Source organism: Pseudomonas salomonii (assembly GCF_900107155.1).
Taxonomy (GTDB): Bacteria; Pseudomonadota; Gammaproteobacteria; order Pseudomonadales; family Pseudomonadaceae; genus Aquipseudomonas; species Aquipseudomonas salomonii.
On sequence record NZ_FNOX01000011.1, the window covers coordinates 83,260 to 108,831 of the forward strand.

Annotated in this window: 27 protein-coding genes; 12 read left to right on the forward strand and 15 right to left on the reverse strand. The window is 61.7% G+C overall.

The annotated features are described in order from the left end of the window. Positions 1-381: 381 nt before the first annotated feature. Positions 382-810: an OsmC family protein gene (locus tag BLV67_RS23750; RefSeq protein WP_069785800.1), complete on the reverse strand. Its 429-nt coding sequence runs from the start codon at positions 808-810 to the stop codon at positions 382-384. Positions 811-1,027: 217 nt separating this feature from the next. Between BLV67_RS23750 and BLV67_RS23755 the strand changes: the two genes are divergently transcribed. Then, a complete protein-coding gene (locus tag BLV67_RS23755; protein WP_058420546.1) occupies positions 1,028-2,029 on the forward strand; it encodes an LLM class flavin-dependent oxidoreductase in 1,002 nt (333 codons plus the stop codon). Positions 2,030-2,091: 62 nt separating this feature from the next. Here the strand turns inward: BLV67_RS23755 and BLV67_RS23760 are convergent, their stop codons facing one another. Continuing rightward, positions 2,092-2,316, reverse strand: a complete 225-nt coding sequence (locus tag BLV67_RS23760; RefSeq protein WP_017137921.1) for a DUF1161 domain-containing protein — start codon at positions 2,314-2,316, stop codon at positions 2,092-2,094. Between the two features lie 115 nt (positions 2,317-2,431). After that, positions 2,432-2,647: a dodecin gene (locus tag BLV67_RS23765; protein WP_065931992.1), complete on the reverse strand. Its 216-nt coding sequence runs from the start codon at positions 2,645-2,647 to the stop codon at positions 2,432-2,434. A 155-nt stretch (positions 2,648-2,802) separates the two neighbouring features. Between BLV67_RS23765 and BLV67_RS23770 the strand changes: the two genes are divergently transcribed. Next, entirely contained in the window at positions 2,803-3,129 is a 327-nt protein-coding gene (locus BLV67_RS23770) for an ElaB/YgaM/YqjD family protein (RefSeq protein ID WP_003187304.1), read from the forward strand. On the opposite strand, the gene BLV67_RS23775 is transcribed toward BLV67_RS23770, so the two are convergent. Then, positions 3,126-4,022, reverse strand: coding sequence for a LysR family transcriptional regulator (locus tag BLV67_RS23775; protein ID WP_069785799.1), 897 nt, complete (start codon positions 4,020-4,022; stop codon positions 3,126-3,128). The genes BLV67_RS23770 and BLV67_RS23775 overlap by 4 nt on opposite strands. A gap of 109 nt (positions 4,023-4,131) precedes the next feature. On the opposite strand from BLV67_RS23775, the gene trpB reads away from it, so the two are divergent. The 3 genes from trpB (at position 4,132) to BLV67_RS23790 (ending at position 6,765) form a co-directional block, all read left to right on the forward strand. Further along, complete coding sequence (gene trpB, locus BLV67_RS23780) at positions 4,132-5,373, forward strand: tryptophan synthase subunit beta (protein ID WP_058420548.1); 1,242 nt, start codon at positions 4,132-4,134, stop codon at positions 5,371-5,373. Further along, positions 5,373-6,182, forward strand: coding sequence for a tryptophan synthase subunit alpha (gene trpA / locus BLV67_RS23785; RefSeq protein WP_065931994.1), 810 nt, complete (start codon positions 5,373-5,375; stop codon positions 6,180-6,182). The genes trpB and trpA overlap by 1 nt, the downstream gene beginning before the upstream one ends. A 139-nt stretch (positions 6,183-6,321) precedes the next feature. After that, positions 6,322-6,765 (forward strand): anti-virulence regulator CigR family protein, encoded by a 444-nt coding sequence (locus tag BLV67_RS23790; RefSeq protein WP_065931995.1) that lies wholly within the window; start codon positions 6,322-6,324, stop codon positions 6,763-6,765. A 195-nt stretch (positions 6,766-6,960) separates the two neighbouring features. On the opposite strand, the gene BLV67_RS23795 is transcribed toward BLV67_RS23790, so the two are convergent. The 6 genes from BLV67_RS23795 to BLV67_RS23820 form a co-directional block, all read right to left on the reverse strand. Further along, positions 6,961-8,265, reverse strand: a complete 1,305-nt coding sequence (locus tag BLV67_RS23795) for an MFS transporter (RefSeq protein WP_069785798.1) — start codon at positions 8,263-8,265, stop codon at positions 6,961-6,963. 184 nt (positions 8,266-8,449) lie between these two features. Next, positions 8,450-9,598 carry a galactonate dehydratase gene (gene dgoD, locus BLV67_RS23800; protein ID WP_065931997.1) on the reverse strand — a complete coding sequence of 383 codons (1,149 nt, stop codon included), beginning with the start codon at positions 9,596-9,598 and terminating at the stop codon, positions 8,450-8,452. A 48-nt stretch (positions 9,599-9,646) separates the two neighbouring features. Further along, a complete protein-coding gene (locus BLV67_RS23805; RefSeq protein WP_069785797.1) occupies positions 9,647-10,267 on the reverse strand; it encodes a 2-dehydro-3-deoxy-6-phosphogalactonate aldolase in 621 nt (206 codons plus the stop codon). A gap of 1 nt (position 10,268) precedes the next feature. Beyond that, a complete protein-coding gene (locus tag BLV67_RS23810) occupies positions 10,269-11,228 on the reverse strand; it encodes a 2-dehydro-3-deoxygalactonokinase (protein WP_069785796.1) in 960 nt (319 codons plus the stop codon). 162 nt (positions 11,229-11,390) lie between these two features. Beyond that, a complete protein-coding gene (locus BLV67_RS23815) occupies positions 11,391-11,717 on the reverse strand; it encodes a DOPA 4,5-dioxygenase family protein (protein ID WP_056860973.1) in 327 nt (108 codons plus the stop codon). 30 nt (positions 11,718-11,747) lie between these two features. Continuing rightward, positions 11,748-12,698: a choline sulfate utilization transcriptional regulator gene (locus tag BLV67_RS23820; protein ID WP_065932000.1), complete on the reverse strand. Its 951-nt coding sequence runs from the start codon at positions 12,696-12,698 to the stop codon at positions 11,748-11,750. Positions 12,699-12,801: 103 nt separating this feature from the next. Between BLV67_RS23820 and betC the strand changes: the two genes are divergently transcribed. The 3 genes from betC to BLV67_RS23835 all read left to right on the forward strand — a co-directional run bounded on the left by betC (position 12,802) and on the right by BLV67_RS23835 (position 16,916). Next, entirely contained in the window at positions 12,802-14,316 is a 1,515-nt protein-coding gene (betC, locus tag BLV67_RS23825) for a choline-sulfatase (RefSeq protein ID WP_069785795.1), read from the forward strand. Between the two features lie 18 nt (positions 14,317-14,334). Further along, positions 14,335-15,249 (forward strand): choline ABC transporter substrate-binding protein, encoded by a 915-nt coding sequence (gene choX / locus BLV67_RS23830; RefSeq protein ID WP_069785794.1) that lies wholly within the window; start codon positions 14,335-14,337, stop codon positions 15,247-15,249. A gap of 98 nt (positions 15,250-15,347) precedes the next feature. Continuing rightward, entirely contained in the window at positions 15,348-16,916 is a 1,569-nt protein-coding gene (locus tag BLV67_RS23835) for a SulP family inorganic anion transporter (RefSeq protein ID WP_069785793.1), read from the forward strand. 63 nt (positions 16,917-16,979) lie between these two features. Here BLV67_RS23835 and aroE read toward each other — a convergent pair whose 3' ends face one another. Next, the gene (gene aroE / locus BLV67_RS23840) at positions 16,980-17,804 is read right to left on the reverse strand and encodes a shikimate dehydrogenase (RefSeq protein WP_069785792.1); all 825 of its coding nucleotides are present in this window, start codon (positions 17,802-17,804) and stop codon (positions 16,980-16,982) included. Further along, a complete protein-coding gene (hemF, locus tag BLV67_RS23845; RefSeq protein WP_069785791.1) occupies positions 17,804-18,736 on the reverse strand; it encodes an oxygen-dependent coproporphyrinogen oxidase in 933 nt (310 codons plus the stop codon). The genes aroE and hemF overlap by 1 nt, the downstream gene beginning before the upstream one ends. A 186-nt stretch (positions 18,737-18,922) precedes the next feature. Here hemF and BLV67_RS23850 point away from each other — a divergent pair, with 186 nt between their 5' ends. Then, positions 18,923-19,900, forward strand: coding sequence for an NADPH:quinone reductase (locus BLV67_RS23850; protein ID WP_065932005.1), 978 nt, complete (start codon positions 18,923-18,925; stop codon positions 19,898-19,900). Positions 19,901-20,030: 130 nt separating this feature from the next. Here BLV67_RS23850 and tsaC read toward each other — a convergent pair whose 3' ends face one another. From tsaC to BLV67_RS23865, 3 genes are all read right to left on the reverse strand, one after another. Beyond that, a complete protein-coding gene (gene tsaC, locus BLV67_RS23855; protein WP_056860965.1) occupies positions 20,031-20,588 on the reverse strand; it encodes an L-threonylcarbamoyladenylate synthase type 1 TsaC in 558 nt (185 codons plus the stop codon). Between the two features lie 58 nt (positions 20,589-20,646). Next, entirely contained in the window at positions 20,647-21,750 is a 1,104-nt protein-coding gene (gene dprA / locus BLV67_RS23860) for a DNA-processing protein DprA (protein ID WP_069785790.1), read from the reverse strand. 63 nt (positions 21,751-21,813) lie between these two features. Further along, positions 21,814-22,581 (reverse strand): peptidoglycan-binding protein, encoded by a 768-nt coding sequence (locus BLV67_RS23865; protein ID WP_069785789.1) that lies wholly within the window; start codon positions 22,579-22,581, stop codon positions 21,814-21,816. Between the two features lie 135 nt (positions 22,582-22,716). On the opposite strand from BLV67_RS23865, the gene def reads away from it, so the two are divergent. The 3 genes from def (at position 22,717) to rsmB (ending at position 25,553) form a co-directional block, all read left to right on the forward strand. Next, complete coding sequence (gene def, locus BLV67_RS23870; RefSeq protein WP_017135146.1) at positions 22,717-23,223, forward strand: peptide deformylase; 507 nt, start codon at positions 22,717-22,719, stop codon at positions 23,221-23,223. Positions 23,224-23,292: 69 nt separating this feature from the next. After that, positions 23,293-24,246 (forward strand): methionyl-tRNA formyltransferase, encoded by a 954-nt coding sequence (gene fmt, locus BLV67_RS23875; protein WP_065932009.1) that lies wholly within the window; start codon positions 23,293-23,295, stop codon positions 24,244-24,246. Next, entirely contained in the window at positions 24,243-25,553 is a 1,311-nt protein-coding gene (rsmB, locus tag BLV67_RS23880) for a 16S rRNA (cytosine(967)-C(5))-methyltransferase RsmB (RefSeq protein WP_056860961.1), read from the forward strand. Before fmt ends, rsmB begins: the two co-directional genes overlap by 4 nt. The last annotated feature ends 19 nt before the right edge of the window (positions 25,554-25,572 follow it).

Here is a 25,572-nt window from a genome sequence, read left to right on the forward strand (position 1 = left end):
AATGCACTGCGCACGGGTGTGCGCCTAGGCTATTCGACCACATTTTGGAAACGCGAGTTCTGATTTAACGCACAACAAACTGGGGGAGCGGGCCCGTGTGGGAGCTGGCTTGCCTGCGATGGCAACGCCTCGATACAACTGGCTAACCGAGGTGAACCTATCGCGGGCAAGCCCGGCTCCCACACAAGCCCGCTCCCACAGGGGATCAGATCGTTCCCACGCTCTGCGTGGGAATGCCGCCTGGGACGCTCCGCGTCCCGCCCACAGCATTCAAGTTCTGCGCAGGTGTGACGCAGAGCGTCACGGGCTGCATTCCCACGCGGGAGCGTGGGAACGATCTAAACACAAGCCCGCTCCCACATGGGGATCTTGCTGTGTGAGTTAGACCAACGTGGCATCCAGGCTGATTTTTGCGTTCAGCACTTTCGACACCGGGCAGCCTTCCTTCGCCTTTTTGCTCAGTTCCTCGAACTGCGCCTGGCTTGCGCCGGGGATCTTGGCTTTCAGTATCAGATGCACAGCAGTAATCGCAAAACCACCGTCCACCTGGTCCAGGGTCACCTCAGCCTGGGTGTCGATGCTGTCAGCCTTAAGGCCGGCATCGCCAAGAATCATGGAAAACGCCATGGAGAAACAGCCCGCGTGAGCCGCGCCGATCAATTCTTCAGGGTTGGTGCCCTTGCCGCCTTCGAAACGGGCCTTGAAGCCGTAGGGTGCTTCGCGCAGCACGCCGGTTTCCGTGGAGATGGACCCCAGGCCAGTTTTCAGATCACCTTCCCAATGCGCGGATGCTTTTTTAACGATGCTCATAGCTCTCTCCTCGAACGGTGGTTTTGCGTCAGTAAGGGTTCTGAGGATAGACGGCCCGGCAAAGTTCATCTTGTCGGAGAAACCTAGCGATTCAGTAGGAAATTTCGCAGGCTGCTATTGAATCTCGGGTATATGCCCTCATTGCATAGAGCATGCACATGAAGCGGCAGGTTTTGGTTCGTCTATAAGCCTGCGCACCTAATGGAGAAGCAGGCTTATGAAATCGCTGTCCGACGTGAAGTTCTCGACCCTCGACCTCGTGCCCGTGCGCGCAAACGGCAGCATTGCGCAGTCGCTGCGCAACTCGCTGGACCTGGCCCAGCACGTGGAAAAGTTCGGCTACAACCGTTTCTGGGTGGCTGAACACCACAATATGGACGGCATCGCCAGCTCGGCCACTTCGGTGTTGCTGGGTTATTTGGCCGGTGGCACCTCGACGATTCGCGTCGGCTCCGGCGGCGTGATGCTGCCCAACCACGCGCCGTTGGTGATTGCCGAACAGTTCGGCACCCTGGAAAGCCTGTACCCCGGCCGTATCGACCTGGGCCTGGGCCGCGCACCTGGTTCCGACCAGATGACCGCCCGCGCCCTGCGCCGTGAGCGCTCCGGCAGCGCTGACGAGTTTCCGGAAGATGTGGCCGAACTGATGGCCTACCTGGGCCCGCGCACGCCCGACCAACGGATCATCGCCGTACCCGGTACCGGCACCAACGTGCCGGTCTGGTTGCTCGGTTCCAGCCTGTTCAGCGCGCAACTGGCCGGTGAGCGCGGCTTGCCCTACGCCTTCGCCTCCCATTTCGCACCCCGTTTGATGCACGAGGCGATTCGCGTGTACCGCAATCACTTCAAGCCTTCAGCCGTGCTGGACAAGCCCTACGTGATGCTCGGCATTCCGCTGGTGGCCGCCGATACCGACGAGCAGGCCGACTACCTGGCCACTTCGGTGTACCAACGTATTCTGGCGCTGATGCGCGGGCAAAGCCTGGTGCAGCGCCCGCCGGTTAAGACCATGGACGGCCTGTGGCTGCCCCATGAAAAAGACGCGGTGGGCAGCTTTTTGGGCCTGGCCATGGTCGGTAGCCCGGCGAAGATTCGCGCGAAGTTGGACGTGTTGATCGAGCAGACCGGCGCCGATGAGCTGATCTTTACCAGCGACCTGTATGAGCATGCCGACCGGATTCATTCCTACGAGCTGCTGGCGCAGGTGATGAAGGGCTGATAACCCGCAGGCGAAAAAAAACCGACGCACTCGCGTCGGTTTTTTATGTCTGCAACACGGGATTAACCGCGCTTGTAGACGATTTCCTTGGTGCCGCCTTCGCAGCTGCCAATCACTTTGCCATCGGCTGCCGCGCCTTTGTCGACAACATCCAGCGAATAATGCTGAACACCTTTAGCGTCGAGCTTCGCCGCGAGCTCACCTTTCAGCTCTTCACAAGGCTTGCCCGCCGCCAGGGCAGTGCCCGCAATGCTCAACAAACCTACCGCTAACAGGAACTTCTTCATCCGTTACTTTCCTTGCGCTGATCGAAAAGAGCGTGCCGACGCTTGTGGCGTCGGCACCCAATGGTTGTAGCGCAGGTTATGGCAATCGGCCAGTCAGCAAGTTCAACTCACGGGATCAACTACTGGCAATTCGGAATCCCACCTTGAGCGTGACCTGGAAGTGCGCGGCCTTGCCGTCCTTGATGTGACCACGGGTTTCGGTCACTTCAAACCACTCCAGGTGCTTGATGCTCTTGTGCGCTTCGGCGAGGGCATTGTTGATGGCCTCTTCGATGCTGGTGGTCGAGGAACCGACCAGTTCGACTTTCTTGTAGGTGTGATGATCAGACATAACGTTTCTCCTGAGGTCTCTAGTCAGCGTAGCAGTGAATGTTCGTACTGCTTCTGGCGACCATTCCCACTCGAAAGTTCAGAATTACTGCACTTTCTGAAAACCCAGGAGTCGGTATCTACACATGCCACTCAATCACTTCAGGAGAGTTCCACATGGCCAACACTTCTTTACGCAAAGCGTCGCTGGAAAGCATGGAAGCCGAGATTTCGAGCCTGCTCAAGTCCCTTGAGAGCCTCAAGGACGATGCGTCCGATGAGTCGCGCAAAACGCTGAAGGCCCTGAAAAGCAATGCCGAGAATGCCCTCAAGCATTCCCGCCACCTGATCAGCGATGCCTACGAAGAAAGCAAAGTCAAAATCCGCGAAACCAGCGCGGCAACCCGTGACTACGCACAAGAGCACCCATGGACTACCGCCGGCGTTGCCGTTGGCGCGCTGGGCCTGTTGGCGGCTTACCTGCTGTGCAAACGCGGTGACTAAACCGGTTGGCGCAACAGCTCAGCCTTGAGCCACTGCGCCAGCTGACCCGCGCGCCCATCTGCGGCGCGCTTGGGTAGCCACAACGCCAGGTGCGCCGGGGTTTCGCTGAAACCCCACGGCGCCACCAGGCGACCCGCGCGAAGGTCCTCTGCTACCAGCGGTTGCGGCGCGATCGCCACACCCAAACCCGCCACCGCCGCCTCCAGCAAATAATACAAATGCTCAAACCCCTGGCCGTGCTTCAACTCGCCGGGCTCAATGCCGTGTTGCTGCGCCCAACTGGGCCAGGCCTGCGGGCGCGAGGTGGTGTGTAACAAGGCTTCACCGCACAGGGCTTGAGGCGGCGCCTGGCGCAGGCGTTCATAACCGGCAAAACGCGGGCTCATGACCGGGCCAATGCGCTCGCTGGCCAGCTCATACACTTGCATGTCCGCTGGCCACGGCGGCTCAGCAAAAACCAGCAGGGCATCCAGGCCAGGGCGCCTTGGGTCGAGGTCACCATCACCCGCCGATAGATGCAAGCGCAAGTCGGGCAAGTCTGCGTTCAAGCGGCCCAGGCGCGGAATCAACCAGCGCGCCAGCAAACTGCCCGAGCAGCCGAGCACGAAGGGCGCGTCGGCGCTGGCCTGGGTCAGCTCGGCGCAAACATCCCTTAAACGCTCGAACGCTTCAGCGCTGGCGTCCCTGAGCCGGACGCCTGCATCTGTGAGTTTAATGCCGCGCCCTTCCTTGGCGAACAGGCTGACGCCCAAGTGCTCTTCCAACACCTTCAACTGGCGGCTGACCGCACCATGGGTCACATGCAGTTGCTCAGCCGCCTGGCTGACGCTGTTCAGGCGGGCGGTAGCTTCAAACGCACGCAGGGCATTGAGGGGCGGTAGGTCTCGGCTCATCTGTGAGTTTTCCTGACAGGTTGCGGCGATCTTATCGGTTTTCAGCGTCGAGCGTCAGGGGTAGAGTGGCCGTCATTGCCTCTCCTCACCTTCTTTCCTGGAGCGCCCCATGACTCAGTCCCAGACCGACCTTCGCAACGGCCCCGACGCCAACGGCCTGTTTGGCGCGTTCGGCGGCCGCTACGTCGCTGAAACCCTGATGCCGTTGATCCTCGACCTGGCCCGCGAATACGAAGCGGCCAAGATTGATCCTGCGTTCAACGAAGAACTGGCCTACTTCCAACGCGACTATGTCGGGCGTCCAAGCCCACTGTACTTCGCCGAGCGCCTGACGGAGTTTTGTGGCGGCGCCAAGATCTACCTCAAGCGCGAAGAGCTCAACCACACCGGCGCGCACAAGATCAACAACTGCATCGGCCAGATCCTGCTGGCACGGCGCATGGGCAAAAAACGCATCATTGCCGAAACCGGCGCGGGCATGCACGGCGTGGCCACCGCCACCGTGGCGGCGCGCTTTGGCCTCGATTGCGTGATTTACATGGGCACCACCGACATCGAGCGCCAGCAGGCCAACGTGTTCCGCATGAAGCTGCTGGGCGCCGAAGTGATCCCGGTCGTGGCCGGCACCGGCACCCTCAAAGACGCGATGAACGAAGCCCTGCGTGACTGGGTGACCAACGTCGACAGCACTTTCTACCTGATCGGCACCGTGGCCGGCCCACACCCGTATCCTGCGATGGTGCGCGACTTCCAGGCCGTGATCGGCAAGGAAACCCGCGACCAACTGCAAGCCCAGGAAGGCCGCCTGCCGGACAGCCTGGTGGCATGCATCGGCGGTGGCTCCAACGCCATGGGCCTGTTCCACCCGTTCCTGGATGACACCAGCGTCGAAATCATCGGCGTTGAAGCCGCCGGCCACGGCATCGAAACCGGCAAGCACGCCGCCAGCCTCAACGGCGGCGTACCCGGCGTGCTGCACGGCAACCGCACCTTCCTGCTGCAGGACGACGATGGCCAGATCATCGACGCGCACTCGATTTCCGCCGGCCTCGACTACCCAGGCATCGGCCCTGAGCACGCGTGGTTGCATGATATCGGCCGCGTCCAATACACCTCGGTGACCGACGACGAAGCCCTTGAAGCCTTCCACAAATGCTGCCGCCTGGAAGGGATTATTCCTGCGCTGGAAAGCGCCCATGCCCTGGCTGAAGTGTTCAAGCGCGCACCAACCTTGCCGAAAGATCACCTGATGGTGGTCAACCTGTCCGGCCGTGGCGACAAAGACATGCAGACCGTGATGCACCATATGGAACACTCTCAACAAGAGCAGTCAAAGCAGGAGAAACACTGATGAGCCGCCTGCAAACCCGTTTTGCGCAACTGAAAGAACAAAACCGCGCCGCCCTGGTGACTTTCGTCACCGCCGGCGACCCGGGTTATGACACCTCGCTGGCGATCCTCAAGGGCTTGCCCGCCGCCGGAGCCGACGTGATCGAGTTGGGCATGCCCTTCACCGACCCGATGGCCGACGGCCCGGCGATTCAACTGGCCAACATCCGTGCGCTGGAAGCCAAACAGAACCTGCTGAAAACCCTGCAGATGGTCCGCGAGTTCCGCAAAGACAACCAGGACACCCCGCTGGTGTTGATGGGTTACTTCAACCCGATCCACAAATACGGCGTGCCCACGTTTATCGCCGACGCCAAAGAAGCCGGTGTCGACGGCCTGATCGTGGTCGACATGCCGCCTGAGCATAACGGCGAGCTGTGCGACCCGGCCCAGGCCGCAGGCATCGACTTTATCCGCCTGACCACGCCGACCACCGACGACGTGCGCCTGCCAACCGTGCTCAACGGCAGTTCGGGCTTTGTGTATTACGTGTCGGTGGCCGGTGTGACCGGTGCCGGTGCCGCCACCCTGGAACACGTCGAAGAAGCCGTGACCCGCCTGCGTCGGCATACCGACCTGCCGATCAGCATCGGCTTTGGTATTCGTACCCCGCAACAAGCCGCCGCTATCGCCCGTCTGGCAGACGGTGTGGTGGTCGGTTCGGCGCTGATCGATCACATCGCCACTGCGAAAAATGATCAGCAAGCAATCGATGGTGTGTTGAGCCTCTGCGCGGCGCTGTCGGAAGGTGTCCGTAACGCCCGTAAGTAAGCGGCGTGTAGCAATGGGTAAAGTTCCTGATACAGAGGAATCATCTGGGCAATCCAGTACCTAAACTGACATGACCAAGGGATTTCGAGCCTCGTTCGAAATCCCTTTTTTTGTTCGTGCAGTACTGAGGAAAGCCCCCATGAAAATGCCTAAACGCTTGATCGCAGGTCTCGGCGTGTTGATGCTCGGCGCAAGTGCTTTGGCGCAAGCCGCGCCGCCCGATCAACGCGGTGATGGCCCAGGCCGTGGCGGCCCGCAAGGCCAGTACGAGCAACACGGCGACGACCATCGCGGCCCGCAGGATAACCGTCGTGGCCCGCCGCAGGATTTCGGCCCGGTGCGCCAGATGATCCGTGACAACCACAACGACTTCCGTCGTGGCGCGCCACCGCCTCCAGGCGTGCGCCTGGTGCGGGGCCAACCGCTGCCGCGCAACTACTACGGCGAACGCCTCGACAACCGCGCCCTGGCCCATCTGCCGCAATACCCAGGGTATGAATGGCGCCGGTCCGGCGGCGATATCGTATTGATCGCCATTGGCACCAGCATCGTCTACCAGATCCTGGATGGCGCCCTCTACTAGCCCAGGAAAGCTGTTGTGGCGAGCGGGCTTGCCCCGCGTTGGGGTGCGAAGCGCCCCCAAAACCTGACAACCGGGTTTCATCTGGAAAAACCGCAGTGGCCTTATTGGGGCTGCTGCGCAGCCCAACGCGGGGCAAGCCCGCTCGCCACAACAAGCCCGCTCGCCACAGGGTTTCGGTCCACTCAACCAATGGATTTACAGTTCTATGCGCTCAACCTTGCCCACCAGCAACACGTAGGAAAGCGCCCCGAGCAACGCCAGCACCGCGATATAGGTAATCGCCGGCGCAAACGAATCCCCACTGGCCAGAAAGCCAATCACTATCGGCGTGGTAATCGCCGACAAGTTGCCGATGAAGTTAAACACCCCGCCCGTCAGCCCCAGCAACCGCGCGGGCGCCAGGGTCGACACCAATGACCAGGTGATCGATGCCAAGCCATTGCCAAAGAACGCCACCGCCAGAAACGCGATCACCCAGGCCGTCGAGTCCACATAGTTGGCGCCGATAATCGCCGTGGAAATCAGCAAGCCCCCAATGATCGGCAGCTTGCGCGCAAACCCTACCGACGTGCCCCGGCGAATCAGCCAATCAGAAAAAATCCCCGAACACAGCACACCGATAAATGCAGCGAGAAACGGCAGCGAGGCCAGCAGGCCGGACTTGATGAAGTCCATGCCGCGGTATTTCACCAGGTAGGTCGGGAACCACGTCAGGAAAAACCACAGCGTCGAGTTCAGGCAGAACTGCCCCAGGTAGATGCCCCACAGCTTGCGCTTGCTCAGCACTGTCCCGAGGTCGACCCAACTGAACGGCGCCTTGACCGCTTTCGCCTGCATATCCACCAGGCCGCCGCCCTCGCGGATCAGCTCGATTTCTGCCGCATTGGCGCCTTTGAAGTCTTTCGGCTCGCGGTACACCGCGTACCAGATCAACGCCCACAGGATGCCGACGCCACCGGTGGCGACGAACACCATGTGCCAGCCGAATGCGTGCTGCAGCCAAGCCAGCACCGGCGTCAGAAACGCCAGCCCGACAAATTGCCCGGAGGTGTAAACGCCAATCGCGGTGGCACGCTCGCGCTCGGGAAACCAGGTGGTGACCACGCGGCTGTTGATTGGGTAAGCGGGTGCTTCCAGGGCACCGACGGCCATGCGCAGCACAAACAGCGCGATAAAGCTGGCCGCAAACCCCAGCATCACCGTGGCAATGGACCACAACAGCAGGGCAGCGGTATAGAGAATGCGCGGCGGCACGCGGTCCACCAGCCAGCCGCCGGGAATCTGCATGGCGGCGTAGGTCCAGCCGAACGCGGAGAAGATCAGCCCGACATGCACCGGGTCGATCCCCAGTTCGCTGGTGAGCGCCGGGGCGGCAATCGACAGGTTGCTGCGGTCGAGGTAGTTGATCACCACGGTGATAAACAGCAGCACCATGATAAAGAAACGCTTTCTGCTGGGCGTGACGAGAGAAGCCTGCCCGGTGAAGGATTCAGGGTGCATGGGGGGGTTGCCTCTTTTTATGATTATTGAGGACCGGAATGGGGCCTGACTGAAGAAACCGGATCAAAATGTGGGAGCGGGCTTGCTCGCGAATACGGTGTGTCATTCAACACACCTGGGACTGAACTACCGCATTCGCGAGCAAGCCCGCTCCCACACTTGACCGCATTCCTTCAGTGAGCAATCACCACTCAGCAAAGCTGCCGTCGGCATGCCGCCAGATCGGGTTGCGCCAGCGGTGGCCGATGGCGGCGCGTTCGATCACGTATTCCTCGTTGATCTCAATGCCCAGGCCCGGCCCGTTGGGGATCTTCACAAAGCCTTTGTCATAGTCGAACACGCCTGGGTCGCGCACGTAATCGAGCAGGTCATTGCTCTCGTTGTAGTGGATACCCAGGCTTTGCTCCTGAATAAACGCGTTGTAACAAACCGCGTCCAATTGCAGGCACGCCGCCAGGGCAATCGGGCCCAGCGGGCAGTGCAGGGCCAGGGCCACGTCATAGGCTTCGGCCATGTTGGCGATCTTGCGGGTTTCGGTGATGCCGCCGGCATGGGACGCGTCCGGCTGGATGATGTCGACGTAGCCTTCGCTGAGCACACGCTTGAAGTCCCAACGGGAAAACAGCCGCTCGCCCAGGGCAATCGGCGTGCTGGTCAGCGGCGCCAGCTCTTTGAGCGCTTCGTAGTTTTCGCTGAGCACCGGTTCTTCGATAAACATCAGTTTGTACGGGTCCAGCTCTTTCATCAGCACCTTGGCCATGGGCTTGTGCACGCGGCCATGGAAGTCGACGCCGATGCCGACGTTAGGCCCGACGGCATCGCGCACAGCGGCCACGTTGGCCAGCGCGAGGTCGACTTTTTCGAAACTGTCGACGAACTGCAACTCTTCGGTGCCATTCATCTTCACAGCGGTAAAGCCACGGGCCACGGCCTCTTTGGCGGCGCGGGCGGTGTCGGCGGGGCGGTCGCCGCCGATCCAGGAATACACGCGGATCTTGTCCCGCACCTGGCCACCCAGCAGGTCGCTGACCGACACGCCGAGCGCCTTGCCCTTGATGTCCCACAGTGCCTGGTCGATACCGGCGAGGGCGCTCATGTGCACCGCGCCGCCCCGGTAGAAGCCGCCACGGTAGAGCACGGTCCAGATATCTTCGATATTGCGTGGGTCTTTGCCGATCAGGTAGTCGCAGAGTTCCTCGACGGCGGCGGCCACGGTGTGGGCGCGGCCCTCCACCACAGGCTCACCCCAACCGGTCACGCCCTGGTCGGTCTCAACCTTGAGGAAGCACCAGCGCGGCGGGACGATAAAGGTGGTCAGTTTGGTGATTTTCATCTTCTTATCTCTCTTATCGATGCAGCGCCAGGGGCGCAAACCTTGAGTTCAGTTAAGCGCGTTCCAGGCCGCGGCATAGGCCTGGGCATTGCTCGCCACTTGGTCAACCGACATGCCCGGTTTGAACAACCCGGAACCCAGGCCGAAACCCTTCGCGCCCGCGTCGAAATACACCTGCATGTTGCCTGGGGTTACGCCGCCCACCGGCAGCAGCAATGTGCCGGTGGGCAATACCGCCAGCCACGCCTTGATTACCGCCGGGCCCATTTGCTCGGCCGGGAACAGCTTCAATACGTCGGCGCCTTCGGCCAAGGCGGCGAAGGCTTCGGTCGGCGTTGCCACACCCGGCGACAGGAACAGCCCCGCCGCCTTGGCGGCACGCAATACCTTGGCATCGCTGTGGGGCATGACGATGACCTGGCCACCGGCAGCTTTGACCTGCTCAACCTGTTCCGGGGTCAACACGGTGCCCGCGCCGATCAGGCAATCGGCGGGCAGGGTGTCGCGCAGGGTGCGGATGCTGGTGTAAGGGTCCGGCGAATTCAGTGGCACCTCGATCACGCGAAAACCGGCCTTATAGAGCACCTGGCCAATCGCCTGGGCTTCATCCGGGCGCACGCCACGCAAAATTGCGATCAAACCGTTGTGTGCGAGTGCTTGCTTGAGCATGTCAGGCCTCCTGTACAGGTTGAGTGAGCCCAGCGGCAACGGCCAACTGCCACAGGCCGCGCGCGGTGGCTTCCTGGGCGAGGCTGACGTGGGTAAAGCCGCTGAGGGCGAGGGCGCGTTGGTAGCAGGCGCAGAGTTTTGCAGCGCCGACCAGAACGATAGGCGTGTGTTTGGCCTGCTGCGGCAAACCGGCGAGTTCGTGGCCGATCAGCAGGCCGGACAGATAATCGGGCTGTTCGTCGGGTGCCAGTTCGCCGGTCAAGCCCAGGGTACGGGCGCTGAACAAGGTCGACAGCACGCCGCGCCGGCCATCCTCCGAAAGCGCCACGCGCACGCCACGATCAAACGCCTCGACCTCAAATTGTTCGGACGGTTGCTGGGTACGCCCGAGAATGCTGTGCTTGCTGAGTACCGCAAACACCTCGCCGGTCATGAAGGTGTCGAAGTGGGTGATGCAGCCTTCAACCACCTCGACCCATTTGGAATGGCTGCCCGGCAGGCCGATCAGCACGTCGGCGCCCAGGCCTTGCAGCACACCCAGCACTTGGGTTTCTTCGCCGCGCATCACATTGGGCAAGCCGACCCGCTCGATCACACCCGGCACAATATGCACCTGCACCCCGCGCAGGCTGCGCACCGGGTGCAAGGCCTGACCGAGGCTGGCGACGTCGACGGGCGTTTGGCGGTAAGCCGCTTCGCTCCAGCCTTGGGCGCTGCCGACCATGCCGCAGGCAATCACCGCCAGGCCGGGCTGCGCGTCGAGCCAGTCGCCGCAGGCCGCATCGAACGCCAACTCAAAGCCGTCACTGCACAGCACGCCGGCAATGACCCGGGGTTCACTGGGCAGGTGCATGATGCCGAACGCCAACGCGCGCTGTTCGAGCACGCTGCCAGCCGGGCCGAGTTTGTAAGCACGAAGGGAGCTGGTCCCCCAGTCGAGCGCGATCAATTGCGCCTGCATCGCTTCACCTGAAATGAGTGGGTGCTGAAAAAGCTGATGGGCGAATATAAACCTACGGCTGGCAATATCTCAATATATAAATAACTGTCCCATATATTGGGAGTGGGTAATAAAAAATCCCATCGCCTTTGCGCAAGGTGATGGGATTGGTATTAACCGTGGTTAAAAACCAGACAGGTTCAGCTCGCGCATCGCGCCCATCCAGATCGCGTAATCGGTGTGATCCTTGAGGTCATCGCCGGTGTCCGGGTGCAGGAACACCACCAGCCCATCACGATGCAGCGCCAGCCAGGGCAACACCACGCCGATGTATTCCGGCTCGAATGCCAGCTGGCAGCTCCAGTCCGGGTGCGGGCCGACCGGCTTTTCGTGTACACGGCCCATGCTCAACGGGAACAGCTTGGCCGCGTCCTCGCAGAGCTTGCGCGCCTGGTCGATGGTGCTGGCGTCAAAGTAGATATGGGCGTGGTAGCCCTTGATACGTTGCATGGCGAAATCCGGATCCAATATGCGCCGATCCTAGACCGCAATCGACGGCAGGGCCAGCCCGGTCAACGACTGCGCGCTGCTGGCTTGCTCGGCCACCAGCCAGTCGACAAAGCGCTCGACCAATTGCCCCCGGCGTTTGCGCTGGGGCTGCACCACGTAATAACCGAAGCGCGAGATCACTGTGTCGCTGATCGGTCGACACAGCCAGTTCTGCTCCAGCAGGTTATCCACCAAATGCCGCCAACCGATAGCCACGCCCTGGCCGGCAATCGCGGCCTGAATCAGCAGGGTGTAATTGTCGAAGCGCAATTGCCCAGGCGTAGGCGCCGTGGTGATGCCCAACTCACGAAACACGCCGCTCCAGTCGAACCACTGGCTGTTATTTTCCTGACGCAAGTGCAGCAGTGGGTAATCGTGCAAATTTTGTACAGTCAATGGCGTGGATTGAGCCTTTAGCCACTGCGGGCTGCACACCGGAAACACCTCCTCGTTGAACAGCCACAAGCTCTCGCCCTGCTTGAAACGCCCATCGCCAAACAACACCGCCACGTCGATATCGCTGCGCAACGTGGCGTGGTTGCGCTCGCTGGTCACCAGGCTCACATCCACCTGCGGGTTGGCCTGGTGAAAGCGATGCAGGCGCGGCATCAGCCAGTAGGCGGCGAAGGCGAAGTCGGTGGCCACTTGCAGCACTTCGTGCTGGTCCTGCTGGGTGATTGCGCTGAGGCCCTGGTTGATGGTTTGCATACCTCCTTGCACATGCTCGAAGAGCAGCGCGCCCGCATCCGTCAGTTCGATGCCTCGGTAGATGCGATCGAACAAGCGAATCGCCAGTTGCTCTTCAAGGCGCTTGATCTGCTGGCTGATGGCCGGCTGCGTGGTGCCCAACTCCATTGCGGCGGCGGTAAAGCTGCGATGGCGCGCCGCTGCTTCAAAGGCACGCAGCAGGTCGAGGGACAGATCACCGAGGGATTCATACATAAGCTGTGCTTATCCTAGACATTGCTTTTCATGGGCTTTACCCCATTTTCCATGGGCCGCATGCTCATTGGCATAAACACCGCCTATGGAATGCCGACAGATCATGAAGCGCAAGAACATTCTTTTCATCATGGCCGATCAAATGGCCGCGCCGATGCTGCCGTTCTACGGACCTTCCCCGATCAAGTTGCCGAACCTGAGCCGCCTGGCTGCACAGGGCGTGGTGTTTGACGCCGCCTACTGCAACAGCCCGTTGTGCGCGCCTTCGCGTTTCACCCTGGTCAGCGGCCAGTTACCGAGCAAGATTGGCGCCTACGACAACGCCGCCGATTTCCCCGCCGATGTACCGACTTATGCCCACTACCTGCGCCGCCTCGGCTACCGCACGGCGCTGTCGGGCAAGATGCATTTCTGCGGGCCAGATCAGTTGCACGGTTATGAAGAACGCCTGACCAGCGACATCTACCCCGCCGACTATGGCTGGGCGGTGAACTGGGATGAGCCGGATGTGCGCCCCAGCTGGTACCACAACATGTCCTCGGTGCTGCAAGCCGGGCCATGCGTGCGCACCAATCAGCTGGATTTCGACGAAGAGGTGGTGTTCAAGGCCCAGCAATACCTGTTCGACCATATCCGTGAAGACGGCAACCAGCCGTTCTGCCTCACCGTGTCGATGACGCACCCACACGACCCGTACACCATTCCCAAGCCGTTCTGGGACCTGTACGACGACAACGACATCCCAATGCCAGTAACCCCCGCGCAAGGCGATCTCGACCCGCATTCCCAGCGCCTGCTCAAGGTTTACGACCTGTGGGGAAAGCCGCTGCCTGTGGACAAGATCCGCGATGCGCGCCGCGCGTATTTCGGTGCGTGCAGCTATATCGACAGCAATGTCGGCAAACTCCTGCAAACCCTTGAGGACACCGGCCTGGCCGAGGACACGATCATCATCTTTTCCGGCGACCACGGCGACATGCTCGGCGAGCGTGGCCTCTGGTACAAAATGCACTGGTTCGAAATGGCCGCCCGCGTACCCCTGCTGGTGAGTGCGCCAGGCCAGTTTGCGGCGGGCCGCGTAGGTAACGCCGTGTCCACCGCCGACCTGCTGCCCACCCTGGTGGAACTGGCCGGTGGCGAATTGGACCCACGCCTGGCGCTGGACGGCCGCTCGCTGGTCCCGCACTTGCACGGGCAGGGCGGGCACGACGAAGTGTTTGGCGAATACATGGCCGAAGGCACCATCAGCCCGCTGATGATGATTCGGCGCGGTGCCTACAAATTCATCTACAGCGAAGACGACCCTTGTCTACTGTTCGATGTACACAACGACCCGCACGAGCGGGAAGACCTCAGCCAGTCACCGGAACACCGGCCACTGTTCGAGGCGTTTTTGAATGAGGCGCGGGCCAAATGGGACATCCCGGCGATCCACCAGCAGGTGCTCGCCAGCCAACGCCGTCGCCGCCTGGTGTTCGAGGCGCTGACCCAAGGCAAGCTCAAGAGCTGGGATCACCAGCCACTGGTGGACGCCAGTCAGCAATACATGCGCAACCATATCGACCTCGACGACCTGGAGCGCAAGGCACGTTACCCACAACCCTGCCAAAACCAATAAATAGATAGAGGGAAGGCCATGCAAAAGTTGACGGTAGTGCTGGGCATTTTGGCGTTGAGCAGCGCCAATGTGTATGCGGACACGAGTTGTGACACGGTGAAGATGGCCGATCCGGGCTGGAGCGACATTGCCGCCACCAATGCCATCACCGGTTTTCTGTTGAACGGCATGGGCTACAAGGCCAAGGTCGACACCCTGGCAGTGCCGATCACGTTTGGCGGGCTCAAGGATGGCCAGGTGGATGTGTTCCTGGGCAACTGGATGCCGGCGCAGCAGGGTTTCTACGACAAGTTCGTGGCCAATGGCGATGTGGTGCAACTGGCGAAAAACCTCGACGGCACCGAGTTCACCCTCGCCGTGCCGGACTATGTGTGGGACGCCGGTGTGCATGATTTTGCCGACCTGAACAAATTTGCCGACAAGTTCGACAAGAAGATCTACGGCATCGGCTCCGGCGCACCGGCGAACATTTCGCTGCAGGAGATCATCAAGAAGAACGACTTCGACCTGGGCCAGTGGAAGCTGATCGAGTCGAGCGAGCAGGCGATGCTGGCCGAAGTGTCGCGGGCGGTAAAAAAACAGAAGTTCGTGACCTTCCTCGGCTGGACGCCACACCCGATGAACGTGCAGTTGAAAATGCATTACCTCAAAGGCGGCGAGAAATATTTTGGTGACACCGGCAGCGTGTATACCTTGACCCGCAAAGGTTATGCACAGGCCTGCCCGAACGTAGGAAAGTTGCTGACTAACCTGAGTTTTACCCAGGAGATGGAGAACAGCATCATGGCCCAGGTGGTGAACAACAAGGTCAGCAATGCCGAGGCGGCGAAGGCGTGGATCAAGGCTAACCCGGCGGTGTTGGACAAGTGGCTCGACGGGGTAAAAACCGTGGATGGCAAGGATGCGCTGGCCGCAGTAAAAGCCAAACTCTAAGGTCTGATGCAATCCGAATGTGGGAGCGGGCTTGCTCGCTCCCACAGGGACCAATGTGTACTGATATTCTGGCTCAAACCTTCCAACCCGAGCTCACGATGCCCCGGCCCAACCGCCACACTCTCTTCCCCTTCCTCGCCTGGCTGCCGCGCCAAACCCGCGCCAGCGTCGGCCGGGATGCGATTGTCGGGCTCAGCGGCGCTGTGCTCGCCTTGCCGCAGTCGATCGCCTACGCGCTGATCGCCGGGCTCCCACCCGAATACGGCCTGTATGCCGCCATCATCCCGGTGTTGATCGCCTGCCTGTGGGGTTCCTCCTGGCACCTGATCTGCGGGCCGACAGCGGCGATATCCATCGTCCTGTACGCCAGCGTCAGTCCGCTGGCCGTGCCTGGCTCGCAGGACTACATCACGTTGATCCTGTTGCTTACATTCCTGGCCGGTGTTTTCCAGTGGTTGCTGGGCATGCTGCGCTTCGGCGCGCTGGTGAATTTCGTCTCGCATTCGGTCGTGCTGGGTTTCACTCTGGGCGCCGCCGTGGTGATTGCCTTGGGGCAGTTGCCCAACTTGCTGGGGCTGGATTTACCCAGTCAGGCCACGGCGATCAATAGCTTGCTGGCACTGGTGGACCATGCCGGGGAATGGGACCACGCCTCACTGGCGCTGGGCCTGGGCACCTTGCTGGTGGGCGCGCTGCTCAAATACCGGGCCCCGCGTTGGCCGACGCTGTTGATCGCCCTGGCGCTGGGCAGCCTGGTGGCGTGGCTGTGGCCGGCGATGTTCGGGCATGTGGCGCGGGTGAGTTCGTTTATCGGCAAACTGCCGCCGTTCAGCCCGCTGCCGATGGACCTGGACATGCTGCTGCGCCTGCTGCCCAGCGCCGTGGCGGTGGGCATGCTCGGGCTGGTCACCAGCCTGTCGATTGCGCGCTCGTTGTCGGCGCGTTCGCAGCAATTGCTCGACGCCAATCAGGAAGTTCGTGCGCAGGGTTTATCCAACATCGTCGGTGGCTTTTTCTCCGGGTACTTGTCGGCCGGTTCCTTTACCCGCTCCGGCCTCAGCTATGAAGCGGGCGCCTGCTCGCCGTTGGCCGGCGTGTTTTCCGCGCTGTGGGTGGCAGTGTTTGCGTTATTTGGCGCGGCGTTGATCGCGCACATCCCGATCCCCAGCATGGCCGCAAGCATCCTGCTGATTTGCTGGGGCCTGGTGGATCATCGTGGCATCCGCGCGCTGTTCCGCGTCAGCCGCGCCGAGTTTGTGGTGATGAGCCTGACGTGCGTCGCGACCTTGCTGCTGGAGCTGCAAACGGCGATTTACGCGGGGGTGTTGGCGTCGTTGTTTTTCTACCTCAAGCGCACTTCGCAGCCGAGGGTTCAGCAATGGCGTGACGGTGATGAGGACGTGTTGCGGGTGGGCGGCTCAATCTTTTTCGGCGCCAGCCATTACCTGCAAGTGCGCCTGCAAAGCTTGCAGGGCGAGCGGGTGGTGATCGAGGCGCAGCAGATTAATTTTATCGACTATTCCGGGGTGGAGATGCTGCACCAGGAGGCACGGCGGTTGGTGGGTGTGGGGCGCAGCCTGACGTTGCGCCGGGCCAGGCCGCAGGTCGTGGAAGAATTAAAGAAATTGGAAGGGGCCGACAACTGCCCCATCCATTTCGAAGACTGAATGCGGTTAAAACTGTGGGAGCGGGCTTGCCTGCTCCCACATTAGATCTTCACAAGGCTGGAATCAGTTGGCCGCCAGTTGCCGCCGCAACTCAGCCAACACAGGTGCCGACTCCGGCCGCACGCCGCGCCACAGGAAGAAGGCTTCTGCGGCCTGCTCCACCAACATGCCCAAACCGTCCATCGCCACCGCCGCGCCTTGCTCGGTAGCCCAGCGACAGAACGCGGTCGGCTCCTTGGCGTACATCATGTCGTAGCAAAAGGTCTTGCCCGGTTCGATCAGGCTGCCGGCAATCGGCGGGACATCGCCTGACAGGCTGGCGGACGTGGCATTGATGATCACGTCCACCGGCTCACGCAGCCAATCGAAACCGCTGGCCGACACCGGTCCCAAATCGTCGAACAACTCGGCAAGCAGTTCGGCTTTTTCCACGGTGCGGTTGGCGATGATCAGCGACGCAGGCTGCTCAGCCAGCAATGGCTCCAACGCCCCGCGTACCGCACCACCGGCGCCCAGCAGCAGGATGCGCTTGCCTTGCAGGCTCAGCCCGGCATTCACCGTGAGGTCGCGCACCAGGCCGGCGCCGTCGGTGTTGTCGCCCAGCAAGGTGCCGTCGCCCAACTTGCTCAAGGTGTTCACAGCGCCTGCGCGCTGGGCGCGTTCGGTCAAGCTGTTGGCCAGGCGGTAGGCGTCTTCCTTGAACGGCACGGTGACGTTGGCGCCACGGCCTTGTGCAAAGAACTCACGGGCACAGCCGGTGAAATCCTCCAGCGGCGCGAGCAAGGTGCTGTAGTCCAGTTGCTCGCCGGTCTGCTCGGCGAACATACGGTGAATCAACGGCGATTTGCTGTGGCCGATGGGGTTGCCGAACACCACATAACGGTCCATCAAACAGCCGCCTTGGGCGCAGCAAGGCCCAGCCAGTCGCGGTCTTGCAGGTAGTAATCGGTGAGGCGCGCTTCTTCGCTGCCGGCTTCGGCTTTCCAGTCGTAGCTCCAGCGTACTTGCGGCGGCAGCGACATCAGGATCGACTCGGTACGCCCGCCCGATTGCAGGCCGAACAGGGTGCCACGGTCGTAGACCAGGTTGAATTCTACGTAGCGGCCGCGACGAAATTCCTGGAACTGGCGCTGCTGCTCGGAGTAAGCCATGGCCTTGCGGCGCTGCACGATCGGCAGGTAGGCGTCGATGTAGGCATCGCCGATGGCGCGGATGAAGGCGAAGCAGGTGTCGAAGCCCCACTCGTTCAAGTCATCGAAGAACAAGCCGCCGATGCCGCGCGGTTCATTGCGGTGCTTGATATGGAAGTAGGTGTCGCACCAGGCCTTGTAGCGCGAGTACACGTCTGGGCCAAACGGCGCACAGGCCTGCTCGGCCACGCGGTGCCAGTGGATGCAGTCTTCTTCATTGCCGTAGTAGGGCGTGAGGTCGAAGCCGCCACCGAACCACCACACCGGCTCTTCGCCGTCTTTTTCGGCGATGAAAAAACGCACGTTGGCGTGGGACGTTGGCACGTGCGGGTTGTGCGGGTGGATCACCAGCGACACGCCGAGGGCTTCAAAGCCACGACCGGCCAGCTCCGGACGATGCGCGCTGGCGGACGGCGGCAAGCCGCTGCCGAATACGTGGGAAAAGTTGACGCCGCCTTTTTCGATCACCGAACCGTTTTCGATCACACGGGTGCGACCGCCGCCGCCGGCAGGCCGGGTCCAGGCGTCTTCGATAAAGCGAGTGTCCGTCTCGAAGGTTTCCAGGGCGCTGCAAATGCGGTCTTGCAGGTCGAGCAGGTAGGCCTTTACAGCCTCGGTGCGGGTAGTCATGGCATCACCTTGAATCGGGCAAAGCTACGCGAGGCCATCGGGCGTCGGCGGCAAATGGGCGCACAGGATACCACTGCGCTTACTTCCCTCTGCCATCCCTCTGCACTTAGGTGCGCCGCAGTTGACGAAGATCAAGGTTAGGAGTGGGATAGGGGGCTACGCGATTCGACCTCAGGAGAAGTGCAGATGGCCAAACGTATCCAGTTCAGCGCCCATGGCGGCCCCGAAGTACTTGAGTATGTGGACTATACCCCGGCAGAACCTGGACCCCAGCAGGTGCGTGTGCGTAACGAGGCCATCGGCCTGAACTTCATCGACACCTATTTCCGCAGTGGCCTGTATGCGCCGCCCGCGCTGCCATCGGGCCTTGGCGCAGAAGGCGCTGGCGTGGTGGATGCGGTTGGCAGCGAGGTCACTCAGTTCAAGGTCGGCGACCGCGTGGCCTACGGCAGTGGCCCACTGGGCGCGTACAGCGAGCTGCACGTGCTGCCTGCCGCCAACCTGGTGCACCTGCCGGACGGCATCAGCTTTGAACAAGCCGCCGGCGCAATGCTCAAGGGCCTGACCGTGCAGTACCTGCTGCGACAGACCTACGAGTTGAAGGGTGGCGAAACCATTCTGTTCCACGCCGCTGCCGGTGGTGTGGGCTCCCTGGCCTGCCAATGGGCCAAGGCCCTGGGTGTGAAGCTGATCGGCACCGTGAGTTCGCCGGAAAAAGCCGCACTGGCCAAGTCCCTTGGTGCCTGGGAAACCATCGACTACAGCAAGGAAAACGTCGCACAGCGCGTACTGGAATTGACCGACGGCAAAAAAGTGCCGGTGGTGTACGACGGCGTCGGCAAAGACACCTGGCTGACCTCACTGGACAGCGTGGCGCCGCGTGGTTTGGTGGTGAGTTTCGGCAATGCGTCAGGCGCGGTGGATGGCGTGAACCTGGGGATTCTGGCGGCGAAGGGCTCGCTGTATGTCACTCGGCCCACCTTGGCGACCTACGCCAGTAACCCGAAAGACTTGCAGGCGATGGCTGATGATCTGTTCGCGATGATCAAGAGCGGCAAGGTGCGTATTGATATCAACCAGCGGTTTGCGCTGGCGGATGCGGCGAAGGCGCAGACGGAGTTGTCGGGGCGCAGGACGACCGGGTCGACCATTCTTCTGCCGTAAGGCGATCTATCTCTGGAGTCAGTGATGGCCTCTTCGCGAGCAAGCCCGCTCCCACCTTTGACCCAGTTCCAAATTTGGAATGCGATCAAAGGTGGGAGCGGGCTTGCTCGCGAATGCAGGCGCCTCGGTCTCAAGAAGGCCGCACCACCTCACCCGTCGCCAAATCACGAATCAGGCTCGGGTTCTTGCGCCCACCCAGGGCACCACCCAGCACCAAATCCACTTGGCCACGGAAATACTGCTCCACACGAAGCCGCGTGCGCGCCGCCGGGCGACCTTGCGGGTTGGCTGAGGTAGAGATCAACGGCCCCACCTGCGCGCATAAATCCCTCACCAACGGATGATCGCTGACCCGCAGCGCCACGGTGTCATGCACACCGGTCACCCATTCCGGCAGCATGCCCTGATGCGGCACCAGCCAGGTGTTCGGCCCCGGCCAGGTACTGGCCATGCGGTCGATCCAGGTGTCCGGGAAGTCTTCGAATAGAAAATCGAACTGACGGATATTGTCCGCCACCAGAATCAGCCCCTTGTCGACCGAGCGATTCTTGATCGCCAGCAGCCGGTCTACCGCGTCTTCATTCCACGGGTCGCAGCCCAGGCCCCAGACCGCTTCGGTCGGATAGGCAATCACCGCGCCTGCGCGAATTTCTCGTGCGGCTTCCAGCACACGCCACCTGTTGACCATTGCTCACTCTCCGGACTAAAGCTCTGCGCAGTTTACCGATGTTCTTTGCAAAAACTAATTACATAAGCGGGCCGCGCGCAAGCCAGCGCCCGCTTTCGCAGATCACCAGGCCCTCAAGTTCAAGCTCGGTAAGCGCCGCCAGTGTGTGGGCCAAAGGCCGCCCGCTGGCAACCGCCAAAGCCTCGCTGGTGAGGGGCGCCGCGTGCAACAGCGCCACCAACGGATGGGTGACCGGCATCGGCGCCGGGCAGGACAACGCCTGCCAGCCGCGCAAGCCGTCCAGGATGTGCTCGATGGACTCCACCAGCGTCGCGCCATCGCGAATCAACTGATGGCAGCCCTTGGCGCCCGGATGATGAATGGAGCCCGGAATCGCATACACCTCACGCCCTTGCTCGGCCGCAAGCTTGGCAGTGATCAGCGAACCGCTGGCCATGCTGGCTTCCACCACCAGCACCCCCAGCGACAGGCCGCTGATGATCCGGTTGCGTCGTGGGAAGTTGGCGGCCTGGGGCGCAGCCTCCAGCGGAAACTCGGAAACCACCGCGCTGCCTTGGGCAATCATCGCCGCTGCGAGCTGGCGGTGGCGTTGTGGATAAAAATTTTCGAGCCCGGTGCCGAGCACGCCGATTGTCTGCCCCCCGACATCTAATGCCGCTTGGTGCGCAGCACCGTCGATGCCCAAGGCCAAGCCACTGGTGATGACAAAACCGGCGCTCGCCAGGCTGCGCGAAAAGGCGGCGGCAGTGTCCATCCCGGGGCGTGATGCACGGCGACTGCCAACCATGGCCAACTGCGGTTTTTCGAGGATTTTCGGCTCGCCGGCGACGAATAACAACGGCGGTGCATCGTCGATCTGCGCCAGCAACGCAGGGTACTCAGGCTGGTCCCACATCAGCAAATGCTGGGCCGGGCGCTCCAACCATGCGAGCGCAGCACTGGCGCCATCGCGGATTTCAGGGCTGCGCCTGGCATCGGCGCTAACGGCTGGCAACCCAAGGGAGCGCCAGGCACTCGCCGGTGCACTGATGGCCCTGGAGGCAGAACCAAATGCCTCGATCAATACACGAAAACGCTTGGGGCCCAGTTCCGGCAGCCTGTGCAAGCGTAGTCGGGCTTCCAGTTCTGCAGGGGAAATTTCAGGGTTGTTTGTCGGATACATTTGATCGTCCTTGATCTGAACAAGCTGTGGATAACTCTGTTGGTAACTTATTTAGCAGGCTATTTATTGCGTTTGTCGGGCAGTCTCGAATCGATCCATCACCGCCAGCGAACGAGAGGCTCTGAGCACCAGGCCATAACTGAGTTTTTCGTAGGTGCGAAACACCAGCAACGTGCCAGCATCTTCATCGGGGAGTTGGGTCGGGGCGCCAGTGAGGCTGTCGCGTACGCTCACGCCGGTCTTGATTACCGTGAGCAGGTGCCCTTCGGCCAGACCGTCACGACGGCCTTTGTTCAAGGTCACGGCATCCAATACGCCGATCTGGGTAACCCCCTTGGGAATATCGATAATGTGCCCTTCGATGAAAGGCGCAGGCGCCCGGTTGGCCGATTCGACGACGGGTTCGGCACGCAGCAAGCGGTCGCCCGGGCGCACTTCCTGGGTGACCCGTTGCACAGCCAGGGTGCTGAGATCGCCCGCCAATACAAAGCGTGCGCTGCCGATGGCGTCGGCATTGATGCCCAGCAGCTCCCGGCTTTGCGGGTCGGTGTAGGTTTTGCCGCGACGAAAGATCCCATAGTCCGGCTGGGTCGGGTCGAGGTCACCGCGGGCATACACGCGCTCACCGTTGGCGCCCAGGACTCTTCCTGCGTCGGCGGCAACAATGTAAGGCGCGTTGTCCAGGTCCTGGGGCGTATCGAAAATGCGGTTGTGCGACAAAAAGTGGCGGATAGCCTGTTGCGTGGCCTGTTCCAGGCGCGGGCCGGGCTGGGGAACCAGGGCCACGGCGAGCGGCGCCCACAACAGCAAGACGAGTAGCGATTTCCTCATGGGGTCAATCTCCTTTATTATGTGCGTTCGCGTGAAATGCCACAGCCTTCGCGGCTTTCGAGCCTTTCACACCGGCGGTCTGGGTCCATCCCAACGCCGATTTGCCTTTACCTCACATGTGCAGCAATTACGCTTATGGCTATTTTGAACATCCTCGAATTTCCCGACTCGCGCCTGCGCACGATCGCCAAACCGGTGGCCGTAGTGGACGACAAGGTTCGTCAGTTGGTCGATGACATGTTTGAAACAATGTATGAAGCCCCGGGCATTGGCCTCGCCGCCACCCAGGTCAACGTGCATCAGCGTGTCGTGGTCATGGACCTGTCGGAAGATCGCAGCGAGCCGCGGGTGTTTATCAACCCCGAGTTCGAACCGCTGACCGAAGAGATGGGCGAATACCAGGAAGGCTGCCTGTCGGTGCCGGAGTTCTACGAGAACGTCGAACGCCCGCTGCGCGTGAAGATCAAGGCCCTGGACCGTGACGGCAAGCCCTACGAACTGATCGCCGAAGGCCTGCTGGCAGTGTGCATCCAGCATGAATGCGACCACCTCAACGGCAAGCTGTTTGTTGATTACCTGTCCACGCTTAAACGCGACCGGATCAAGAAGAAGCTGGAAAAAAAGCATCGCCAGCAAGCTTGATGCCCTTCTTCCAAAGGCTTGCTGCGGCAAGCCTTTTTCTTTTGTGACTGTTTTTTACCGAGAACTCCCATGACCGAGCCACTGCGCATTGTTTTTGCCGGCACTCCCGAATTTGCTGCCGAACACCTCAAGGCGCTGCTTGCCAGCCCTTATGACATCGTGGCGGTGTACACCCAGCCGGATCGCCCGGCCGGTCGCGGGCAAAAACTGATGCCAAGCCCGGTCAAGCAGCTGGCGCTTGAGCACAATATCTGTGTGCTGCAACCGCCAACCCTGCGCAACGCCGATGCCCAGGCGGAACTGGCGGCGTTGAAGCCGGATTTGCTGGTGGTGGTGGCTTACGGTTTGATCCTGCCCCAGGCCGTGCTGGATATTCCGCGCCTGGGCTGCATCAACAGCCACGCGTCGTTGCTGCCACGCTGGCGCGGTGCGGCGCCGATCCAGCGCGCCGTGCAAGCCGGTGACCTTGAAAGCGGCGTGACCGTGATGCGCATGGAGGCGGGTCTGGATACCGGCCCGATGCTGCTCAAGGTTGCCACGCCGATCACGGGCGAAGACACCGGCGGCAGCCTGCACGACCGCTTGGCCGAGCTTGGCCCACCTGCCGTTATCCAGGCCATCGCTGGCCTGGCGGCCGGTACGCTGGAAGGCGAAGTGCAGGACGACAGCCTCGCCACCTACGCGCACAAATTGAACAAAGACGAAGCCCGCATCGACTGGAGCCGCCCGGCCGTGGAGCTGGAGCGCCTGGTGCGCGCCTTCAACCCGTGGCCGATCTGCCACAGCACCCTCAATGGCGAAGCCTTGAAAGTGTTGGCCGCCACCTTGGCGGATGGCAAAGGTGCTCCGGGTGAAATCATCGGCGCCAGCAAGGACGGCCTGTTGGTCGCCTGCGGTGAACAGGCGCTGTGCCTGACCCGCCTGCAATTGCCCGGCGGCAAGGCACTGAACTTCGGCGACCTGTTCAATAGCCGTCGTGAGAAATTTGCCTTGGGCACGGTTCTCGGGGCGGTCGCTCAATGAACCCGCGTCTGGCCGCCGCCAAGGCGCTTGCTGCTGTACTCAACGGCAAGGCTTCGCTGAACAGTTCGCTGCCTACGCAAATGGACAAGGTTGAAGACCGTGATCGCGGTTTCACCCAGGACCTGGCCTTTGGCACCGCCCGCTGGCAGCCGCGCTTGTCGGCGCTGGCGGCCAAGCTGCTGCAAAAGCCATTCAAAGCGGCTGATGCCGATGTAGAAGCGCTGCTGCTGGTGGGCCTCTATCAGTTGCTCTACACCCGCGTGCCCGCGCATGCCGCCATCGGGGAAACCGTCGGTTGCGCCGACAAGCTGAAAAAACCGTGGGCCAAGGCCTTGCTCAATGCCGTACTGCGTCGCGCCCAGCGCGAAAGCGAAGCGCTGCTGGCCGAGCTGGAACATGACCCGGTGGTGCGCACGGCTCACCCGCGCTGGCTGCAAAAATCCCTGAAAGCCTTCTGGCCTGAGCAATGGGAAGCCATTTGCGCCGCCAACAATGCGCACCCGCCGATGATTTTGCGGGTCAACCGTCGCCATCACAGCCGTGATGCCTACCTGCAATTGCTGGCCGATGCCGGCATCAGCGCCACGCCGTGTGTGTACAGCGTCGACGGCATTGTGCTGGAAACCGCCACCGACGTGCGCAGCCTGCCAGGCTTTGCCGAGGGCTGGATCAGCGTGCAGGACGAAGCCGCACAACTGGCCGCCGACCTGCTCGACCTGGCCCCCGGCCAACGCGTGCTGGACGCCTGCTGCGCGCCGGGCGGTAAGACGTGTCACATTCTGGAAGTCGAAAAAGACCTTGCCGGTGTAGTCGCCGTCGACCTGGAGGCCAAGCGCCTGGTGCGTGTGCGTGAAAACCTCGCGCGCCTGGGCCTGAGCGCTGAGCTGATCGCCGCTGACGGCCGCGACACCGCCACCTGGTGGGACGGCAAACCGTTCCAGCGCATCCTGCTCGACGCGCCATGTTCCGCCACGGGTGTGATCCGCCGTCACCCGGATATCAAGCTCACCCGCCAACCCGACGACATCGCCGCCCTGGCCGTGCTGCAAGGCGAATTGCTCGACGCCCTGTGGCCGACCCTGGAAGTCGGCGGCATCCTGCTCTACGCCACGTGCTCCACGCTGCCGACAGAAAACACCGAGGTGATCCAAGCCTTCCTCGCCCGTACCAGTGGCGCGCGGGAACTGGACCTCGCCACGACGGCCGGTATCAAGCAGCCCCACGGCCGCCAGTTGCTCGCGCAGGAAGGCGGACACGATGGCTTCTACTACGCCAAACTGATCAAGATTGCTGCCGCGCGCAGCTAATGGGTTTAAGGGAGTGACC

Coding starts and splice junctions, on each gene's coding strand:
- rsmB (WP_056860961.1), top strand. CDS start 24,243: ATGAACCCGCGTCTGGCCGCCGCCAAGGCGCTTGCTGCTGTACTCAAC.
- aroE (WP_069785792.1), bottom strand. CDS start 17,804: ATGGACCGTTATGTGGTGTTCGGCAACCCCATCGGCCACAGCAAATCG.
- BLV67_RS23760 (WP_017137921.1), bottom strand. CDS start 2,316: ATGAAGAAGTTCCTGTTAGCGGTAGGTTTGTTGAGCATTGCGGGCACT.
- dprA (WP_069785790.1), bottom strand. CDS start 21,750: ATGTATCCGACAAACAACCCTGAAATTTCCCCTGCAGAACTGGAAGCC.
- BLV67_RS23750 (WP_069785800.1), bottom strand. CDS start 810: ATGAGCATCGTTAAAAAAGCATCCGCGCATTGGGAAGGTGATCTGAAA.
- BLV67_RS23810 (WP_069785796.1), bottom strand. CDS start 11,228: ATGCAGGCGCAATTGATCGCGCTCGACTGGGGGACCAGCTCCCTTCGT.
- BLV67_RS23805 (WP_069785797.1), bottom strand. CDS start 10,267: ATGCTCAAGCAAGCACTCGCACACAACGGTTTGATCGCAATTTTGCGT.
- BLV67_RS23755 (WP_058420546.1), top strand. CDS start 1,028: ATGAAATCGCTGTCCGACGTGAAGTTCTCGACCCTCGACCTCGTGCCC.
- BLV67_RS23850 (WP_065932005.1), top strand. CDS start 18,923: ATGGCCAAACGTATCCAGTTCAGCGCCCATGGCGGCCCCGAAGTACTT.
- fmt (WP_065932009.1), top strand. CDS start 23,293: ATGACCGAGCCACTGCGCATTGTTTTTGCCGGCACTCCCGAATTTGCT.
- BLV67_RS23865 (WP_069785789.1), bottom strand. CDS start 22,581: ATGAGGAAATCGCTACTCGTCTTGCTGTTGTGGGCGCCGCTCGCCGTG.
- choX (WP_069785794.1), top strand. CDS start 14,335: ATGCAAAAGTTGACGGTAGTGCTGGGCATTTTGGCGTTGAGCAGCGCC.
- BLV67_RS23820 (WP_065932000.1), bottom strand. CDS start 12,698: ATGTATGAATCCCTCGGTGATCTGTCCCTCGACCTGCTGCGTGCCTTT.
- BLV67_RS23835 (WP_069785793.1), top strand. CDS start 15,348: ATGCCCCGGCCCAACCGCCACACTCTCTTCCCCTTCCTCGCCTGGCTG.
- BLV67_RS23770 (WP_003187304.1), top strand. CDS start 2,803: ATGGCCAACACTTCTTTACGCAAAGCGTCGCTGGAAAGCATGGAAGCC.
- tsaC (WP_056860965.1), bottom strand. CDS start 20,588: ATGGTCAACAGGTGGCGTGTGCTGGAAGCCGCACGAGAAATTCGCGCA.
- BLV67_RS23775 (WP_069785799.1), bottom strand. CDS start 4,022: ATGAGCCGAGACCTACCGCCCCTCAATGCCCTGCGTGCGTTTGAAGCT.
- BLV67_RS23765 (WP_065931992.1), bottom strand. CDS start 2,647: ATGTCTGATCATCACACCTACAAGAAAGTCGAACTGGTCGGTTCCTCG.
- BLV67_RS23815 (WP_056860973.1), bottom strand. CDS start 11,717: ATGCAACGTATCAAGGGCTACCACGCCCATATCTACTTTGACGCCAGC.
- trpB (WP_058420548.1), top strand. CDS start 4,132: ATGACTCAGTCCCAGACCGACCTTCGCAACGGCCCCGACGCCAACGGC.
- BLV67_RS23790 (WP_065931995.1), top strand. CDS start 6,322: ATGAAAATGCCTAAACGCTTGATCGCAGGTCTCGGCGTGTTGATGCTC.
- dgoD (WP_065931997.1), bottom strand. CDS start 9,598: ATGAAAATCACCAAACTGACCACCTTTATCGTCCCGCCGCGCTGGTGC.
- hemF (WP_069785791.1), bottom strand. CDS start 18,736: ATGACTACCCGCACCGAGGCTGTAAAGGCCTACCTGCTCGACCTGCAA.
- trpA (WP_065931994.1), top strand. CDS start 5,373: ATGAGCCGCCTGCAAACCCGTTTTGCGCAACTGAAAGAACAAAACCGC.
- def (WP_017135146.1), top strand. CDS start 22,717: ATGGCTATTTTGAACATCCTCGAATTTCCCGACTCGCGCCTGCGCACG.
- betC (WP_069785795.1), top strand. CDS start 12,802: ATGAAGCGCAAGAACATTCTTTTCATCATGGCCGATCAAATGGCCGCG.
- BLV67_RS23795 (WP_069785798.1), bottom strand. CDS start 8,265: ATGCACCCTGAATCCTTCACCGGGCAGGCTTCTCTCGTCACGCCCAGC.